The 18799-nt window shown below is 61.4% G+C and carries 12 protein-coding genes; 4 read left to right on the top strand and 8 right to left on the bottom strand.

All coding sequences use genetic code 11. The features are described 5' to 3' along the window. Positions 1 to 268: 268 nt before the first annotated feature. The 3 genes from DVU99_RS09350 to DVU99_RS09340 all read right to left on the bottom strand — a co-directional run bounded on the left by DVU99_RS09350 (position 269) and on the right by DVU99_RS09340 (position 8563). Complete coding sequence (locus DVU99_RS09350; RefSeq protein WP_114239938.1) at positions 269 to 6205, bottom strand: autotransporter domain-containing protein; 5937 nt, start codon at positions 6203 to 6205, stop codon at positions 269 to 271. Positions 6206 to 6570: 365 nt separating this feature from the next. Next, positions 6571 to 7749 carry an autotransporter outer membrane beta-barrel domain-containing protein gene (locus tag DVU99_RS09345; protein WP_114239937.1) on the bottom strand — a complete coding sequence of 393 codons (1179 nt, stop codon included), beginning with the start codon at positions 7747 to 7749 and terminating at the stop codon, positions 6571 to 6573. A gap of 259 nt (positions 7750 to 8008) precedes the next feature. After that, positions 8009 to 8563 (bottom strand): hypothetical protein, encoded by a 555-nt coding sequence (locus tag DVU99_RS09340; protein WP_157971390.1) that lies wholly within the window; start codon positions 8561 to 8563, stop codon positions 8009 to 8011. 358 nt (positions 8564 to 8921) lie between these two features. On the opposite strand from DVU99_RS09340, the gene DVU99_RS09335 reads away from it, so the two are divergent. After that, positions 8922 to 10394, top strand: coding sequence for an arylsulfatase (locus tag DVU99_RS09335; RefSeq protein WP_198670245.1), 1473 nt, complete (start codon positions 8922 to 8924; stop codon positions 10392 to 10394). Between the two features lie 207 nt (positions 10395 to 10601). Here the strand turns inward: DVU99_RS09335 and DVU99_RS09330 are convergent, their stop codons facing one another. The 3 genes from DVU99_RS09330 to DVU99_RS09320 form a co-directional block, all read right to left on the bottom strand. Next, on the bottom strand, positions 10602 to 12431 hold the full coding sequence (locus tag DVU99_RS09330; protein ID WP_232823530.1) for an arylsulfatase: 1830 nt from the start codon (positions 12429 to 12431) through the stop codon (positions 10602 to 10604). Between the two features lie 350 nt (positions 12432 to 12781). Further along, a complete protein-coding gene (locus DVU99_RS09325) occupies positions 12782 to 13237 on the bottom strand; it encodes a PaaI family thioesterase (RefSeq protein ID WP_114239934.1) in 456 nt (151 codons plus the stop codon). Then, complete coding sequence (locus tag DVU99_RS09320) at positions 13234 to 14364, bottom strand: sulfatase-like hydrolase/transferase (RefSeq protein WP_198670244.1); 1131 nt, start codon at positions 14362 to 14364, stop codon at positions 13234 to 13236. The genes DVU99_RS09325 and DVU99_RS09320 overlap by 4 nt, the downstream gene beginning before the upstream one ends. Positions 14365 to 15088: 724 nt before the next feature. Here DVU99_RS09320 and DVU99_RS20340 point away from each other — a divergent pair. Next, positions 15089 to 15502, top strand: a complete 414-nt coding sequence (locus DVU99_RS20340) for an HIT family protein (protein ID WP_369333216.1) — start codon at positions 15089 to 15091, stop codon at positions 15500 to 15502. Positions 15503 to 15698: 196 nt separating this feature from the next. Here the strand turns inward: DVU99_RS20340 and DVU99_RS09310 are convergent, their stop codons facing one another. Then, the gene (locus tag DVU99_RS09310; RefSeq protein ID WP_114239932.1) at positions 15699 to 16034 is read right to left on the bottom strand and encodes a DUF1214 domain-containing protein; all 336 of its coding nucleotides are present in this window, start codon (positions 16032 to 16034) and stop codon (positions 15699 to 15701) included. Between the two features lie 277 nt (positions 16035 to 16311). On the opposite strand from DVU99_RS09310, the gene DVU99_RS19715 reads away from it, so the two are divergent. Continuing rightward, entirely contained in the window at positions 16312 to 16497 is a 186-nt protein-coding gene (locus tag DVU99_RS19715; RefSeq protein ID WP_157971389.1) for a hypothetical protein, read from the top strand. Between the two features lie 71 nt (positions 16498 to 16568). Here DVU99_RS19715 and DVU99_RS09305 read toward each other — a convergent pair whose 3' ends face one another. Continuing rightward, positions 16569 to 17018 (bottom strand): GNAT family N-acetyltransferase, encoded by a 450-nt coding sequence (locus DVU99_RS09305; RefSeq protein ID WP_114239931.1) that lies wholly within the window; start codon positions 17016 to 17018, stop codon positions 16569 to 16571. Between the two features lie 387 nt (positions 17019 to 17405). On the opposite strand from DVU99_RS09305, the gene DVU99_RS09300 reads away from it, so the two are divergent. Next, positions 17406 to 18425, top strand: a complete 1020-nt coding sequence (locus tag DVU99_RS09300; RefSeq protein ID WP_114239930.1) for a DUF1254 domain-containing protein — start codon at positions 17406 to 17408, stop codon at positions 18423 to 18425. The last annotated feature ends 374 nt before the right edge of the window (positions 18426 to 18799 follow it).

Raw genomic sequence — 18799 nt, 5'->3', positions numbered from 1 at the left:
CGCGTTCAAGGTCCGCATGGTCGGGGTGGGCACGGAACATGATGGCGATGGGGCTTGCCAACGGCTAGGCCAGCACCTGGCTTTGACGTGGCCGAGATGATGGGGGGCCGATGCCGACTCTTCGAGCGTGGGGCAAGTACCCGCGGCCCCCATGGCTGACAGTCCGGCCGTGGCAGCGGCGAACGGACGAGCCTGCCCCATGCGGTACCGATGGGGCAGGCCGTGGTGCTTCCCGTGCAGCAGTGGCTCGTCAGCGCGCCATGCCTCCTCAGAACCTCCAGTCGAGACTGATCCTCGCGGCCTGGTCGGAAGCGCGTTGGGCAAACTGTCCCTGGTAGCTGGCATCCACCGATACGCTTGGAGTGATCGTGAAGTTGATTCCGCCGCTGACGGTTCCCGCGTTACGAGCCACGGGCAGGCCCGTGATGTCGAAGTCGCTTGCTCCGCTGGCGAAGCGCATGGTGGCCGTCGGCAGCGCGTCGCCCCAGGCATGCTGCCAGCCCAGGCCTACGTGTGCGTGCAGGCCATGGTCGGCGCCCCCCAGGTCGAAGCTGGCGCGCAGGCCCAGCGTGCCGTAGCCGACGCTGCTGTCTTCCGATGCCACGTCAAGGGCGGCCGGCGTTCCGCTCTCACCGAACGCGGGAGTGTGCAGGTTGTCGTAGGCCAGGTTCGCGAACGGCGCCAGCGTGGCATTGCCCAGCACGACGGGCCAGCTGGCATCGACATAACCCTGCACCGTGTGCGCGTGGTAATCGCTGTTGGCGGTTCCCGCCAACGAGCCGACGTCGATGGTCCGGCTGCTGTCTACACGTTGCAGGCCATAGATGGCACCGCCTTGCCATTGCAGCGGCCCGGTCTGGGCACTGCCATACACGCCGATATGCTGGTTCACCACATGGGAGGAGGAGTCCTGAGTCGCAATGCGTGTCGTGCCCTGGCCGGAGCCCACCACGGCACCCAGTCGAGCGCCGTCGCCCACTGGCAGGTCCCCGCCGACAAGTACGCCACTGCCGTTCGCAGTGAAGCTGGAGGCGTTGCCGTCGCTGTCGTGGCTGCCCCAGTGGCCCCATACGGCGGTCCAGGCCGTAACGCCGCTGTCGTTGGTGACGTTCAGTCCATTGGCATCGTTGGTCATGCCGGCGAGATGCTGGTTGATCGCGTCGCGCACATAGCGGTCGTCATCCTGGATCGCGGTGCGGGTGGATGCATGGATTTCGCCGCTCAACTGGTTGAACGCGCTGCGGGCATCCGTTGCGTTCAGCGCTACCAGCGCATCGTATACCGCGTTGCCAAAGCCCAGCTGATTGGCAGCGGTCGCCACGGCACGCTGATTGGGCGTTTGCGCCACGGTACTGAAGCTGATGTCGTTGCGCTGCAGCGACAGCGTGATGGCGCTCGTGCCGTACACCAGTGTCGGGCTCAGGAATGCCAGGCTGCTGCTGGTGGAGGCGAACTGCCCGGTGATGCCACCGGCTGCGGTAAGCACGGTGTAATTGGTAAGTGGTGCCCAGTTCCCCGTGTCGGAGAGCACCAGTGCAGTGCCTGCGAGGTTGGCCGTACCGCCGACGCGAAGCAGGCTGGCCTGGCCGTCGGGGGTGGCTTCCACCTGGAGCACGCCGCCGGCCGCCTGGGTGTAGTTGCCCTGGACCGTGAGCGTGCCGATCGAGCCACCCGCCCATACGATGCCATCATTGGTGACGTTGCCGTCGATGGTGCCGTGGCCACGCAGCGTGCCGCCGCTTGCGACCGTCACGTTGCCGCCCAGCACCGCCGACGGCGTGCCTGCGTCACCCACCTCCAGCGTGCCGGCCTGCACCGTCGTGGTGCCGGCAAAATCGCCACTGTCGCCATCCAGGATCAATGTGCCGGCCCCCGTCTTGGCCAAACTGCCATTGCCACTGATGGCGCCGCCGAATGCCCCGTCGCTGACCTGGTTGAAGACCAGCGCGGCATGGTCGGTGACAGTGCCTGGCAAGCTGGCGCTATCGACAACCAGCGTGCCGGCAGTGATTGTCGTGCCGCCACTGTAAGTGTTGCTTCCACTCAAGGTGAGGCTGCCGTTGCCGCTCTTGGTGAGTGCGCCACCGCCCGTGATGTTGCCCGACACGACGAGGTCGGCGTCGGTCTGCAGGATGCCGTTGCCGGTCAGGCTGATCGCTCGGCCCGTGCTGAAGGTCGCCGTGTTTTCCAAAGTGCCGCCGTGCAGCACAACACCGCCGGAGGCCGCACCAAGGTTTGCGTCGCTGGCTATGGACAGCGTACCGCCGTTGATGGTCGTGCCTCCGGCGTAGGTGTTGCTGCCTGAAAGGGTTTCGAGACCGGCGGCCAGTGTCAAACCACCCGAGCCGGCAATCGTTCCGCTGAAACTGCCGGAAGCCTTCGTCAAGGTGAGCGACTGGCTGCCGAGGTTCACCGTACCGCTGCCTGCGAGCGAGGTGATCGACGAGCCGCTGGTGGCGTTGGATATATCGAGGGTGGCGCCGTTGGCGACCGTGACGCTGGACGAAAGGCCCAGCGTGCCAGTACCCGACAGCGCGAGGATACCGGCATCGATTACGGTAGCTCCGCTGTAAAGGTTGGCGCCGGTCAGCGTTTCGCTGCCTCCGGCAAGCGTGAGTCCGCCAGTGCCCGTGATGCTGCCGGCGAAGGCTCCGTTTGCGCCTGTCAGGGTGAGTGTCTGGCCACCAAGGTTGACCGTGCCGTTTCCAGCGAGCGAGGTGATTAACGAACCGCTCGATGTGTTGCTGATATCGAACGTGGCGCCGGCGGCCACATTGACCTCCGCGGAATTGGCCACGCTTCCGTTGCCGGAAAGGGCCAGGACACCGCCGTTGATGGTGGTGCTTCCACTGAAGGTGTCGGCGCTGGTGAGCACCAGCGTGCCTGCGCCACCCTTCACCAGGCCACCGCTCCCGGTCAGCGCCTGCGCCACCGTGAATACGTTGGCAACGTCGTCAATGTCGAAACCACCCCCGGCGCTACCCCAGGTGATGTTGCGCGCGGTGTGCGTGAACGTGGTGCCGGTGACTTCCAACATGCCCCCTTCGAAATCAAGGGAGTTGGCACCATTGCCCAGGCTGGCATCCGACGACACCGACAATGTGCCACCGCTCAGCGTAGTCGTTCCTGTGTAGGTATTGCTTCCGGTGAGCACCAGCGTGCCGCCATCGGTCTTGTTGAAGCCGTCGGTACCGCTCAACACGTTGTCAATGACGGCAGTGTCACCACTGCTGACACGCAGGACCGGCGCGACGCCGCCTTGGCCCACCAGGTCAATGGCGTCGCCAGTCAGGTGATAGCCATCGCTTACGAACTGCATGCCGGTGGCGCTTACCATGCCGGCGGTATCGCTCACCGTCACCGTACCCGCAGCACCGCCGAAGATCGCGAAGGTCGGCTGCGGTGACATGGGTCCCACATATTGACCGGAGGTGTTGGCCCAAGTCGAGGATGCCACTGACCACGTGCCGCTGCCGCCACCCATCTGGCTCGAGCTGGCCAAGCCGTTGGCGTTCCACTGGTTGAGCGTGAGGCCCTGCGCATCGATCAAGTTGATCTGCTTGTTGATGGTGAGTATCTGCAGGGACATCCCGGCCGGTGGCGTGAAGCCACCGTCTGTGATGGACAGCGAGCCACTCCAGGTGAACAGGTTGTACAGGCCTGGCCCCATGCCACCAAGATTATTGACGTTGAGCGTGGTGCTGCCGATTGACAGGTTTCCGTCCACCACCACATGGTCGCTCTGGCCCGCAGTGCTGAAGTTGGCTCCCGGTGTGCCGAAGTCGAAATCCAGTTGCGAACCGTCGCCAAGAGTCAGGTTGCTTCCGATGGTCAATGTCCCCATGGCGCCCGTGCTGCCTGGTGCGAGCGTCGCACCATTGGACAGCGTGATGCTGCCCTGCACCGTGCCGTAGCCGCCCAGCGTGCCGCCATTGATGCTGACGTCACCGGCAATCGAAGCCGAGGTGTGCGAGCTGTCGCCGACGAGTAGGGTGGCGCCGCTGGCCACGGTGGTGATACCGGTAAACGTGTTGCTGCCATTGAGGGTCAGTACGCCGGTGCCGTCTTCGTTCAGGCCTCCAGTTCCGCTGATGGCGCCCGCGAAGGTCTGGTTGGTGTTCTTGGCAAGGGTCAGCGTATTGCTGCCGAGTGTGACGGTCGTGCCGCTGACGCCATTCAATGCACCTATGGTCTGGTTGCCTGCGGTGCTGATATCGAAGACTGCGCCGGCACCAGCGATATCCAGTGTGGAACTGACTGAAAGGCTGCCCCCCGATGCAAGCGAGAGCGTGCCGGCGTTGATGGTCGTGTTCCCGGCATAGGTATTCGAACCGGCTAGCGTCTCGGTGCCGGTGCCCTGTTTGATCAGGCTGCCCGTTCCGTCGATAACCCCTGCAAAGGTTGCATTGGTGCTGTCACCAAAAGTGAGCGTGTTGGTGCCCAGTGCGATATTCGAGCCCAAGACGCCTTGCAGTGCTCCAATGGTCTGGTTGCCACCGGCGCTCATGTCCAGGGTCGCGCCGGCCGTTGAAAGATTCATTGCACCAGTGGCGGCCAGGCTGCCGCCGGGGCCGATCGCCAGCGTGCCTGCGTTGATGGTGGTGCCGCCCGTATAGGTGCTCTGGCCGGCGAGCGTCGTCGTGCCGGCACCATTTTTGGTGAGGGTGCCGGTGCCAGCGATCGTTCCGCTCAGGGAAAGGTTGTTGCTGCCGACAAGCGTGAGCATTGCGCCGGAGCTGATCTGGATGTCGTTGGCGAGCGTGATGGAGGCTTGATCATCAAGTGCAGCATTACCACCAACCGTTAGCGCGCCGCTGCCCAGCGCCGAAGCGTTGCCGATGAGAAGGCCGCCACCGTTCAGAATGGTGCCGCCAGAGTAGGTGTTTGCACCCGCCAACGTAAGGACGCCGGTGCCATTCTGGATCAGTGCCCCCGGGCCGCCGAGGGTGCCCGACAGCGTCAAGCTATTGGCGCCCAGCAGCGTCAGTCCGCCTGAGCCGAGCGATACGCTGTTGCTGAGGGAAAGCCCCGGAGATGCCGCCTGGATCGCACCACCGTTCGACGTGATCATGCCGGTGCCTAGCGACATGGCGTTATTGATCATCGCCGTACCACCGCTGAGCGTCGCATCTGTGACGGTTGATGCGCCGCTCAGGCTCCACGTACCACTGTTGACCTGCAGGTGCTGGAAGTCGATGTAGCTGCTTATATTGATGGATGCCTGGCTGGCAATGCCCTGGTCCAGCTCAAGCGTATTGTTGCCGCCAGTGCCGCCGTCCACCGTGCCGGTAGCAGCGAAGCTCAAAATGGTTGCGCCGACGCCGCCGTTCAATGAGCTGCCCGTTCCGCCGTCTGCATTCACCGACGAATCGGTGGTTGCAATAAAGGTGTTTGTGCTGTTGGCGCCAAGGTACACGCTGCCGTAGATCGTTCCCGAATTGGTGAACATATTGCCCGCACCCGACGTGCCAACGGCATCGAAAGAGATGCGCCCGGTGATCGTGCCGCTATTGGTGAAGTTGACCTGGGCCCCTCCGTAGGCCATGACGACCGGCGCATCGGCGCCGGTCAGTGTGGCTCCGATGATTGGGCTCGAACCGATGGTGCCTGTATTGGTGATGCTGGTGGTGCCGCCCCCGCCGTTCTGTACAGCGAGCGCCATGCCGGTCGAGCCGCTGAGGCTGATACCTCTGGTGCCGTTCAGTGTGCCGTTGTTCACTACCGTGGTAGTGCTCGCCGACGCGTTGCCGATGAGCGCGCCGCTGGAGAGGATGCTCAAGCCGGAGCCCAGCGCGGTCGGGTCGATGGTGCCGTTGTTGGTCAGTGTAATGTTGCTACCCGAGAGCGACATGGCCGTTCCGCCGACGGCGAGAAGCACACCCACGCTTGCACCGTTATCGACTGTCACCTTGAGGTTGTTGGCGCTGTTTGTATAGCTGGGAGATAGCGGGTTGGCTGCACCGTCACAGGTGACAATGGTGCCCGCTGCGCTGCATGTTGCATGCGCGCAGTTCACCCCGGCGCTGAGAAGTACGATCAGTGCACCCGTCGCAGGCACGAATTTCGAACGGCCCTTTTTGCTTCCCTGTTGAAAACGCGCCATGTGCTTGTTGCTCCGGGCAAGGTGGATGAGGAGTGCGTCGTACAAATACTCGGGCCGCCAGAAAGCGCCCATTGAATGCGCTTTCAATCGGTTGCATTGCATTTATGAAGTACGAACCCAACGCGATGCCAATCGTCGTCCGGTGGACATTCATCGTTCGACGGCGAACGAAAGCAGGCCCCCTTGTCAGGCGAGCCGTGAGTCTGCTGGTGGAGCCCCTGTCATTCGTTGCGCCATGAGCTGATGCGCAAACGACGCGCGATTATGTCAAAACGGTCCGATCCAAGCGAGCGCAAGACCTTGGATGCCATCAAGTGACTGATATCTCGTCGTATTGGGCAAGCCGACAGGGATAGCCGCGGCGCGCAGTCACCGGGGCCGTAGCGCGATCTTTCAGCGGCAGGGCCTTTGCGAGGCGGTCGCGTTTGGAGGCGCGATGGCCCAAGCCCAGTTCTGCGGTTTGCCGCTCACCAGCTCAAGCGCAAACCTCCGCTCCCCCACACGCCATCCTGGCGTCTGTGCTCAGAGTCGGTGAGGGTGAAGCGGTCGCCGATTTGAACGTAGAAACCCAGGTGCCGGCGAGGATCGATCGTGGCGGTGAGGCCTGCCGCCACATCGATGCGGGTGATTTGCTGCTGCACGGGGATGGCGACGGTACCCGCATACGTGGTGCTGACTTCACCACTCCAATCCCGCCAGACATTGGTGCGCAGGTAGGGCTGAAAAACGTCTCCGTCATCGCCGCTGAGCGTCCACTGCCCAAGCAAGCCCAGTCGACCACTGACGCCCGAGCTGCTGTCCAGGTCCACTTCACCAAGCCCATCGTTCCCGGAACTGAAACTCGTGTGCTGCCAGACCAGCTGCGCCTGCGGCACAAGGACAAATGGCGCGCCGAGGTGGAAGGCGATCGGGTAGCCGCTTTCCAAAGAGGCCAGGAAACCCTCGCCCGAGACGGGGAGATAGCTGTAGGCGGTGCTGGCATGGCCGTCGTAGTGGGTGCCCTGGAGTACGGCGTCGGTGTACCAGCCACCCGACCCGAGGTGCGTCCAATACAGGCCACCGCCATACCCGTCGAGCCTCGTTGTTCCCGTCGATACGGTCTCGTGATCGGCTGTACTCGGTTCGGTGAGCTGACTGCTGACGTCGCCGCGACTATGGGTATAGGCGAAATAGACACCTACCGCATCTGTCTGCCCGGAAGGCTGGTGATCGCGCCATAGATCGACGCCCGCCTGGACACCGAGCAGGTCGCCTGTCACCTGGGGATCAGTAGGCGCGCGGTAATGGTTGTCCAATTGCTGTCCCAGGACGCGGACCCAACTGCTGGGTGGGGTCCACCAACCGTCAGTCCCGTCCATGCCAAGGGTGGGCGACAAGGTGTTGCCGATGCGCTCCTGGAGTGTGCCCACGGAGGCCATGCCCATCTGACGAGCCAAGGGCTGGATGACGCCGTAAGTGGTTGCCTGCGACCCGGCGATGCTCTCGGTCTGGGCATGCGCTGTTGCATCGAGCCCGCACGCGAGAAGGGCGGCCGCGCTGATGCGACTTAGAAGCCCGGACGTCGCGCGAGCGCGTGCGACCTCGCAGGAACGCTCTGGCTGGAGGTTCGTTGCGCATGTCGCCCCATTGGCAGTGGCAAGGCGCATGGCCGGCCCGTTCTCCGCGAGGACACGTAATCCCTGTTACCCATACGCCCGGCTCAGTCGACAGGGCGTGAGTCGTGCGGCGATGGGATACGCGTGGAATCTTGACCCTCACTACAGGTGGTAATCCTGTCGCGCGCTACAACCTGCGGCCCCATCCGATGAACAGAGCCAACCAGACCTATGGGCTTGCAGTGCGAGCGGCGACCAGTCAATGCAGGATCTGGTCAGCTCACCAACACTGCGAAGCCCGGCTTGGCTATCAAAGCGACAGGAGTTCGGTCGAAACGACGGTGCCGGAGTTGGAGACCACGCCCGTCGAAGAGCTGCAGAGCAAGGGATCGAGTACAGGCAGCGCAATCACCTGTACGAAGGCGGCTCCCTGGGCAAGGCCACTGGCGACGGTCCCCGTGCGCTCCACCGTTGCGGTGCCGTCTGCAACCTTGGTGACGACGGCTTGAGTCACCTGCACAACGCTGATGCTCTGCGCAGCGTTATTCCAGTGAAAAACAGCTTGATAAGGCCCGGGCATGGTGATTGCCGTGCAGGAGCCCACGTAAGAGCCGCTGCTTTGCTCACTGCCGCCGTTTAGCGTCAGGTCCCCGGTATCCACGCAATTGGCGAGCAGCTGATTGTCGTTGAACGTGATGGTCTGCGAGGTGTTGGTCAGGCCCGGTGAGTAGGTCGCGTCATCAACGCCCAAGGCGCATGTGACGCTAACCAGTGCCTGGGCGTGCAGGGGAGGGGTATGCAAGGAAATGGTTGCGGCGAAGATCAAAAGAGCAATCGCGGAAAACATGGCTTGGATACGTTTCATGGTGTCTCCTCACAATGAGATCGCCTCGGTAGGTTTGACCCTCTTGGCCATGGCGCATCGAACCTCGAACGCCAACCACTTGCGATGGCCGGGAGGTCTCGTTGAGCCCTTGATGGCAGGCCCAACCCCTCGACGCTACGCCTCAATGACTCAAGGTGGAGTGATTCGGCCTCTGGATCTTTCGACCTTGAACGCCTTCTGTTCGCTTCATCCACTTGCCCTCCAACGCGGGCCTTTTAAAAGCAAGGTATCGAGTACGTAATTCTACGTAGCCCCGCTGCGTAGATTTGCAGTCGCTTCCGCTCCCTGCAGGCGCGCACGCTGTGCGGGACTTGTCCGGGGCAGTGGAGTCAAGGACATGAAAGCGATTCTGCGGATGGCGGCCGTCGCGCTCGCATGGGTCCTGTCGCTTATGCGGGCCATTTCGAGGCCGGAAGACGGGCAGCCTGCCCAGTCGCAGCGCCCCAACATCGTCTTCATCCTCGTCGACAACCTGGGATACGGCGAGCTTGGGGTCTATGGCGGAGGCGTCCTTCGGGGAGCACCAACCCCAAGAATCGACCGGTTGGCGACCGAGGGCTTTCGGCTGACCAACTTCAATGTCGAGGCCCAATGCACGCCCACACGCTCCGCCTTGATGACGGGACGCTTCTCCTTCCGCTCGGGTACCTATGCCGTGCCGATGGGAGGTCAGCACGAAGGATTGACGCAGTGGGAGGTCACCGTTGCGCAGCTGCTGTCCCGGCAGGGTTACGCAACCGGCATGTGGGGAAAATGGCACCTCGGCAGAGAGGAAGGCCGTTTGCCGCATCGGCGTGGATTTGACGAATGGTTCGGCATTCCTCGCACCTATGACGAAGCCATGTGGCCCGCCCAGACACAGAGCAACGGGCTTTGGCCAGCCGTGGGCGCGAAACAGGGTTGGAGCCCGGAGATTGCGCCGCTGGAGCCCATTTACGAAGCGCACAAGGGAGCGAACGCCAGGCAGGTCGGGGAGCTGACCCTGGAAACACGGCGGACCATGGAGACAGAGATAACCAGCCGGGCCATCGCCTTCATCGAGCGCAATGCGGCCGCCGGAAAGCTGTTCTTTGCCTATGTATCGTCGTCGATGGTGCACATGCCGACCATTCCGGGTCCGGGGTTCGCCGGCAAGACCGGCAATGGGGACTGGGCCGACTCGCTGGCCGAAATGGACTACCGGACCGGTGAGATTCTCGATGCGATCAAGCAGGCAGGCATCGAGGACAACACCATCGTGGTGTTTGCCAGTGACAATGGGCCGGAAGGGACCGACCCATGGGAGGGCGATAGCGGGCTTTGGCGCGGAACCTACTTCACTGCCATGGGGGGCTCCCTGCGGGCGCCCTTCATTATTCGTTGGCCCGGCAAGATCCCGGCGGGCCGGGTAAGCAACGAGATCGTGCATGTCGTTGACATGTTTCCGACGCTCGCGCACGTCGCCGGCGCAGAAGTACCCAAGGATCGTGCGATCGACGGCGTCGACCAGATGGACTTTTTTCTCGGCAAGCAAGAGAAGTCCAACCGGGAAGGTTTTCCCGTCTATGTCGCGGACAAGCTCTATGCCGTGAAGTGGCGCAATTGGAAGATGCACCTCATCTGGCAGGTGAACATGTATGACCCGCCACAGGTGCTGGCCGGTCCGTGGATCTTCAACTTGCTGACCGACATCAAGGAAGAGCGCAATGTCTCCGTCAAGGAGACCTGGGTCATCGTACCCATGGGCAAGATCCTCACCGACTGGGAGGCGAGTTTGAAGAAATACCCTCCGATACCGATGGGCACGCCCGATCCGTATAAGCCGAAGTAGCAGGGAGCGCCCGCTTCATGGCCCTTTGCGGTTATGGGCTGTAGCAAGGAGAAGGGCGCAGGTATTCCTGCGCCCTTCTCGCCATGAGGACGGCGCACCAGCCCGTGGCAGGTGGTGCGTCGTCCAAATGGGTCGTTTCAGCGGTTCCCTGATGCTATTGGGCCGATGTCCGCGGCAAGTCTGGAGCCCGTCCATGGGCATATGGCGTCAGTCGCCGCCACCGGGGGCGATGTTGTAGCCTTCCTTCTGCAAAGCGTCGCGGACATGCTGGAAGCGCTCGTATTGCTGCAGCGTGATGGGGCCCGAGTAAGCCTCACTCTGCTGCTTGCGTGGCGGGTACTTCACATAGGTCTGCATCAACTCCTTGATGGCCTGGCTGAAGGCCGGTAGGGTCCAGGTGCGTTCCGTGAAATTGTTCATGAAAAGGTCGTAACGCTCCTGCGGGTCCTGCCAAAGGTCGAAGATCTGCGGCACCGTCGCTACGTACTTCTCTTCACCCTTCCAGCCCAGGTTGCTGTCCACGGCCAGACCGCCCGTGCTGGAACCGTCGTCCCCGCGCAGGTTGAACACGGCCTTGTAGTTGCCGATGCGAACGGCACCAGGCGAGAGTTCATTCTCGGTGAAATAGAACCAGGACTTGCGGGCCGATTTGCCAGTTCCGAACAGTACGGGCGACATGTCGATACTGTCGAAAATGATCGGCTTGCCGTCGCGGTCATTGGTCGGAAGATTCAGGCCGGCGAGATTGGCAAACGTCGCCATGAAATCCAGGCTGCCAAGAATGTCGTAGTTGCGCGTGTTGGCCTTGATGTGTCCCGGCCAGGCGATGATCGCCGGCACGCGGGCGCCACCTTCGCGCACGGTGCCTTTGGTGCCACGGAACGGCGTGTAACCAGCATCCGGATACACGTCCTGCCAGGCGCCGTTGTCGGTCGTGAAAACGACCAGCGTATTGTTCTCGATGCCAAGCTGCTTGATCTTGTCCAGGATGCGTCCAACCCGGGTATCGAGTTCAACCATCGAGTCGGCATACTTGCTCTTGGAGAGCGACTTGCCGATAAAATCAGGATGCGGCAGGTTGGGCTGATGAACCTTCATGAAGTTGATGCTCATGAAGAATGGCTTGCCCGATTTACCAGCGTTGTCGAGGTAATCCAGCGAAGCCTTCTCGACATATCCGTCGATGAAGGGAATGCCCACGACGCCTTTTTCAGGGGTGTCCACATACTCACCATTGACCTTCCAAAGCTCCTTGGGCTTCTCGCCCGCGTTGCCTTCCAGCGCACCCAGGGTGGACTTGGTGAAAAGCTGCCGGAGTTCCGGGCTCATGTCCGGAAACCACTTGGGATCGGTGTAGGTGTAGGCGTTGAGGTGATACAGAAGGGTGTACTTCATCACGTCGTAACCGTGGGCGTTAGGCAACGCGTAGTCCGATTCGCCGAGATGCCACTTGCCCACGAAGAATGTCTGGTAATTGGCGCCCTTCAATACAGAGGCCAAGGTCCACTCGGCATGCGGAAGGCCGCCACCCTGGCCCTGGAACGACACGGTGGTCATGCCGCTGCGATTGGGAATACGCCCGGTCTGGATGGCCGCGCGCCCGGGTGTGCAGCTGGGTTGGCCGTAGAAGTCGAAAAACGTCATGCCTTCAGCAGCGAGACGATCAAGGTTGGGCGTGGGAATGCCGCGGCCTTCACCTCCACCGTAAACACCCGGATCTCCCCAGCCGACGTCATCGGCCACGATCAAGACGATGTTGGGCTTGCTGCCCCGGTAATTGTTGTTGGTCGGAGGCGTGGAGGACTGAGCTGCCGGATCAGTGGCTTGAGCCTGCTGGTCAGGAGCCTGCGCAGCTGGTTCGGGAGTTTGCGCAGCAGGTGCCGACGCTTGGGCGACCGGTGCCGCCTGCTGGGCCGCAGGCGCAGCGGCGTCAGTAGAACCTTCGCTGGCCGACCCATTATTGTTGTTGGAGCAACCGACCGCGAGCACTACCAACAGTGCTATGGCCGTCCGTGACAACCCTGATATCCAGCGCATGACCGAGACCTCCTCACGTGATGGGCCGCAAGTGGCGACAACGTGGAGCAGTTTCAGCGCACGGCCATGGTCCGCGGAAGCGAGGATGTACCTAGACGCAAAGGGTAAAATTACCTAGATGTTTCGCCATTTCCTGCGGCACTAAAGCCGAAGACCGAATATTGATGGCTAGGCTATGCAGGGGCGGAACGATTGGTCGGTTGGGCGCGCAGGCCCCCGTCAGACTAAGGCCCAAGGCGAAAGATAGATGCCTCGTTGAGGCCATGGGATTGGAAGCCCGGTCTCCTATCCCATAGGCGAGCGGTGTGAACCTACATCCTCAGGGAGGGAAGAACCCTGCGTGCTGCCGCTCAGTCCGACAGGAACTTCGCCACTTCCAGCCTCAGCCCCTTGCCAGGCAGCGCCATCAGCGTGGAGGTGCCGTGCGTGACCAGTTCGCCTGCCTCGTCGAAAACATGGGCTTCGGCATAGCTGATTTGCCGGCCTGCGCGCAGACAACGGCCTTCGGCGCGCAGGTGGCCGCGTGTCGTGGCCTTGAGGTAGTTGAGCTTGAGGTCGACGTTCACCAGGCCCGCATCCTCGGGCAGGCGCAGGAAAGCGGCCCAAAACGTAGCAGTGTCGATCAGCGTGGCAAGTACGCCGCCATGCACCACGCCAAAGGGCTGCAAGTGGCGTTCAGCCAGCTCCAGGCCGATGACGCAGCTGTCGATCTGTAGCTCGTCGATGGTCATGCCGATGAGTTGCGGGTAGGGCGAGCGGCGCACGCTCTCCTTTACGGCCTGAATGTAGGCGGGGTTGGGCGTCATGGGCTCGTCTGCGCGGTATAGGCGGCGAAGGTCTCCATCAGACGCTCCGCGACGCGTTTCTGGTCCGCGCTCAGCGAATCCCAGGCCGGAATCTCCTTGGGCCGAGGCGTGAGCTTTGCATCGGGCGGGATTACACCCAGCTTGAGCTGGCGCTGATAGGTTTCCTCGCGGTACTTGTCCCACCCCTGGTCAAACTGACCCTTGAACTTTGCGATCCATTCCTTTGGGACATGGTGTGGCGCATGCGTGGCACCAGGCGCGTAGTAGACAAAGAAGGGGCGGTCTGGTGTAACGGACTTTTCCTGATGAATGAAGTTGATGACCTCATCGGCCAGGGAGTCGTTAAGTGTGTAATGACCTTCCTTTCCCTTGGGAATGGTCATCGCGATCGGCGTGTTATCGCGATATAGCGCTGGTGTCCATTGGCTGGTATCGCCTCCCACGAATCCATAAAAGTGATCGAAGCCTTGGCGGGTGGGCCAGCGGTCGTAGGGGCCAGAAATGCTGGTTTCCCAATCAGCGATGTTGTGGTTCTTGCCGATCCAGGCCGTGCTGTAGCCGTTCTGGCGCAGGATTTCGGACACCATCGCCGTGCTTTCGGGAATCTGGCCGGTATAGCCGGGATAGCCTTCACCGATTTCTGTGATGACACCCGTGGCGGCGGAGTGGTGGTTCCGTCCAGTAAGCAACGCTGCGCGCGTGGGCGAGCACAGCGCGGTGGTATGGAATTCCGTGTAGCGCAACCCCTCCCTGGCGAGCCGATCGAGGTTCGGTGTGGGTACCTGTCCGCCAAAGGTGCCCCATTGGCCATAGCCGGCATCGTCAATCAGGATGAGCAGCACATTGGGCGCCCCAGACGGGGCCTTGATGACGGGTATCTTGTCGGGCTTGGAATCTTTGTAGGTTCGCCCGATCACGCCCTTGAAGGGTGGCGGTGGCTGTGGCAGCACATAGGTCTTTTGCGTCGAGTCCTGCGGCGTTGAGTCGGCAGCCAGGGCCTCCATGCCGAACAACGAGGCGATCCCAAGTGCGATCGCAATGAAGCGAGGTGTCGCGCGCCAATGCCAATGACCATGAGTCACACCGTGGCGCTCCGCTACTATCCCGGCACCGCTTTTGTGCTTCATAGCCGAACTCCCCTTGAAGCGCCGCGTTTGCGAACAGGGAAGTCATCCACTGGTTGAGAGAGGATGGCTTAGACGATCACCTTAAGCCGGCGCCCCAATGCCCCGAGGCACGCTCGAGCCGCGGGGCAAGAAAGGCGCGTTTCATCGTTGCATCCGCCAAGGGAAGGTCCTGCACAGATGATCGATCCAGGCGTCGACAAGCGGAAGGATGAGCTGGGTGCAGATGCACGACAACCGTACAACTACTCGATCGCGCTGCGTAAGTTTGCTTAGTCTCGATTGGGCTGAAATGGTGGTTGATGTCGTTCGAAGCCGGTATAAGGGAGGGCACCTACGTAAATTTACTTAGATAGAGCATTGCCCTAGGCTTCATAAACATGCCTGCTTTCGACCGCGGATTCTGCCCGCCGTTGCAACACTCCTGTTGCTCGCGCGGTCTTCAGTGTGTTGCAACGACCGGCTGAATCCGCAATCCGAAGCGGACCTTATCCAAGGGGCAAGATTGATGAAGAAGAGCGCGGGCTGTCGCGCAAACACTTCGCCGTAATCGCGCTTTGCCTCGTGGCCGTCAACGCAGCACAGTCAGTGGTGCGATCAAGCAGTTCGGCCGCAACGGAGATGACACTTGATTGAACTTCCCGTAAGAGACCCTTGCGATCTTTGTGAAACGGCGTCCCGCAAAGACAGATGGGCGGTCATCGATGAAAGTGAGCATACGCTCACCGTGATCAATCCTTCGCAGTTCGAAGTCGGCCAGTGTTGCGTTATCACGCGCCGACACGTCGCTACGCTGCTCGATCTTTCTCGTCAGGAATGCGAGGCGATCATGGTCGCGGCCAAGAGGGTCGCGCAGGCGCTGGTCACGACGTACGAGCCGCTCGGCATACTGACGTTCCAGAACAACGGGGTGTTTAGTGGACAGGAAACGCCCCACTTTCACTTTCATGTCGTGCCCCGGCAGAAGGGCAGCGATTGGGGCGTAGGGCCGGCACAGCTTGCGACCTTCGATGGCGCCGGACGTCAACGGGGAGCATCACACGACGCAGGCGAAGACCCCCAGCGTCGGGCGCGAGTCCAAGTTTCCTCAGGGCGGCTTGCTGAGATCGCGGGCCTAATTCGGTCGAATCTGCCTGAGTAGGAAGGTCAGCTTGAATGACGCGCTGGCCATGTTCGCCGCCGACTGGGTCGCAACCCGAGGCGGACCTGGCAATCCAGGGGCGGTATGGCCAAAGCGACAAGGTGCCAAACGCGGCCACTCATATGATCGCTACGTCATGGCGACAGGCAGATCCGGAATGCCGTTCTCAATTGAAAGCGGACAGCTCCAAATCGATTCACCCGGCTGGGCGCGCCTCGGGGAATTTCCAGGAGCCACTGAGTACCTCTGGTCGTGGCCGGTACAGCCGCACCATGTAATTCCAGCCCGGCATGATGGGTAAGCAGTTGGGTATCTTTCCATCGCAGCCACCGAACTGCACGGTGACCGTGCCATCCGGGTCTTTCTTGGCGGTGATGTTGTTCAGCGCGTAGGCGCTGTACGGATTTTTCTCGAAGTAGCCCTTGGCGTTGTAAAGGCTGATCGACCAGAAGCCGTCCACGGGCACATCTTTGGCCGTCAACTTGTAGATGGTTTTGCCATCGTTTTTCGATGGAACCACGTTGAGATACATGGCGTCCTTGTCCGGATTGCCGCCCCATGCCGATGCGGCGCCTGTTCACGTATGGCGAGCCGAGCGCGTTCTGACGGTTGGGTGCATCCCCCTGAGGTAGGGGGCTTCCAGCCGTGAATGCCCGCTTCCGACCCGGGCCAGGCGTGTCGGCTGGCCCCCGGGATGGCCCAATTTTCCTTTTAATCCAAGGGTCTTGGCTGCAGCCAGGGGCGCCACTACACGGTTTGGCCAATAGGAGTATGGTGGCTGGACACCCATCAAACGCCGAGGCGACCGAATGAACAACACTCCCAAACCGATGTCGGTTGAGGCCATTCATTCGATTTATGCTGGCAAGAAGGTGTCTCCCTCGGTCGCGCAGGCCAAGGAATTCCAATCCACCAATAGCTTCGCGCGCGACCCCTTGCACCCCGGGCATGCGCCTCAGCAACCCAAGATCGAGAAGGGGCCGTTCCGCCGATAGCGGATGGCGAATACACCTCGCAGGAGAGCCTTGCGGGGTGTCACCCCAGGTCAACCATTCGCTGCGGATATCTATGGGTGAATCGCGTAGACGAAGAAATCGTCGTCGCGTTGCCAACCCAGGCCCTCGTAGAGCGATTGCGCGGCAAGGTTGTCGCGCCCCGTCTGCAGCTCCAGGCGACCTGCGCCCCGGCGCCGCGTTTCGTTCATGGTCTCCACCATCAAGGTCCGGGCAATGCCTTGGCGACGTGCTTGGTGCGCCACAAAAAGGTCGTAGAGGATGAAGCTGGGCACAGCGCCTACTGAATCAAAGAGTGGATACAGCTGCGTGAAGGCGACGATCCCACTTCCAGCGGTTTCGGCGACGATGACCAATGAGGATCCCTCGGACAACCGGGACTTCATGAAACGGTGGGCGAGAGCAGCGTCGGCGGGCTGACCGTAGAATTGCCGATACTGGTCGAACAGTACGGCGATCTGGTCAAGGTCTTTTAGATCAGCGACGCGTACTTGGGCCGACATGGGCTGCTCCCTGGAACGGAAGGGTCATCCTGGACACTGCATTGCACCGTATGCAAGCGGAGATGAAGGGCGTGTGTGTTGGCTGGAAGCGGCAGGCCCGGCCCGCACGGAGTTTGGCACCCCCAACGCTCGCTTGGATCGTGATGTCGAGTGGGTCTGCTTCCGACTGCGACCTCTTGCGGTCAACGCGAGACTCCATCTGTTTGCGCGTACATGGTGTTTTGCGTTGAGTGGAACAAGTCGCAATCGATGGCGAACAGTTCACCCGTTCTCCAGCATGCCAATGGCTTAGGTAAAACTACGGAGCCCCATCTCGTAAATTTGCAGTCGCGCGCAGGCCTCGCTGGCGATCACTCTACTGGTTGCTTCATTCCGCAGGGTGTGGCCATGAAGATCATTGGGGCGACGTTTTTTACTTTTGCTTGCGTTTTCATTGGCGTAGCGACGGCGCAAGAGCTGCCTAAGACCGTAACGCCCGATAATTTCGTTCGCGCCGAGACCGACATGTATTTCGGCAAATCGGTGGCGGAGGGTGCGTTCGGCAAGCTCCATCATCAGCGCGAAGCAATTCCCATCGACCACCAGGCGGTGGTTCGAATGAACCGGGATACGCTTTACTCCTCGGGCGTATTCGATCTCGACGCTGGCCCGGTCACCATTACGCTGCCGGACACGGGCAAGCGGTTCATGTCATTGCAGGTGATATCCGAGGACCAGTACACGCCGCAGGTGTCCTACGCACCGGGTACGTTCACCCTGGACAAGAACAGGGTAGGGACGCGATACGTGATGCTGCTTGTGCGAACCCTGGCCAACCCCAACGATCCCAAGGATATGCAAGCCGCTCACCAGGCACAGGATGCCATCCGAGTTGCGCAGGCGGCCAAGGGCAGTTTCGAGATCCCCAAGTGGGATTCGGTTTCCCAGGCAAAGGTCCGCGAGGCGTTTCAGGAGCTTGGAAAGCTGGGGCCTTCTACCGAAACCATGTTTGGCGCGAAAGATGAGGTGTCGCCGGTGGATTTCGCCATTGGCGCGGCAACCGGCTGGGGCGGTAACCCGATCTATGCGGCGAAGTACGTCTTCTTCAATCCCAAGCTCAATGACGGCAAGACGGTTCACAAGGTCACGGTCAAGGACGTGCCCGTCGATGGCTTCTGGTCGATCAGCGTCTACAACGCCAAGGGATTTTTTGAAAAGAACGATTTTGATGCGTACTCGCTGAATAACCTTACCGCCAAGCCCAATGCGGATGGTTCGTACACGGTGCAATTCGGTGGATGCAGCAAGACCACGCCCAACTGCCTTCCCATCCCCCCTGGCTGGAACTACATCGTCCGGCTCTATCGAGCACGCAAGACCGCACTGGACGGAAGCTGGACGTTCCCAGAAGCCGCTCCCGTAGAGTAGTTGAATGCACAGGCGTGCCAGTTCACTACTGACCTATGGCGGATGGTGACCTTGGGGTTTTGAGCGCGTCACGCCCCGACCTGATCCTGCCATGTCGGGCCGCCTCCATGACCACCATGGTCATTCGAGGCCGACACCGGTGTCGGCACGCGATCGGTTGCTTGCATGGTGATCGCTGACATGCGCACGGAAAGTGGTTTGCTACTTTCGGAAGGCCACTGCGGCGTTCGATAAGCGCGTACCGCAGATGGCCTTGGCAACCATGCCATGAAGCGCGGGCCGCCGGTGTTAGTGGCACCAGCGACCCGCTGACCATCACCAACTATCCGCGAGTTGACCATGGCTATCGGCGATCATACGGGACGCATGCGCGC

The organism is Dyella sp. C9, from assembly GCF_003332825.1.
GTDB lineage: Bacteria > Pseudomonadota > Gammaproteobacteria > Xanthomonadales > Rhodanobacteraceae > Dyella.
This window is presented reverse-complemented; position numbering and strand designations above follow the sequence as displayed.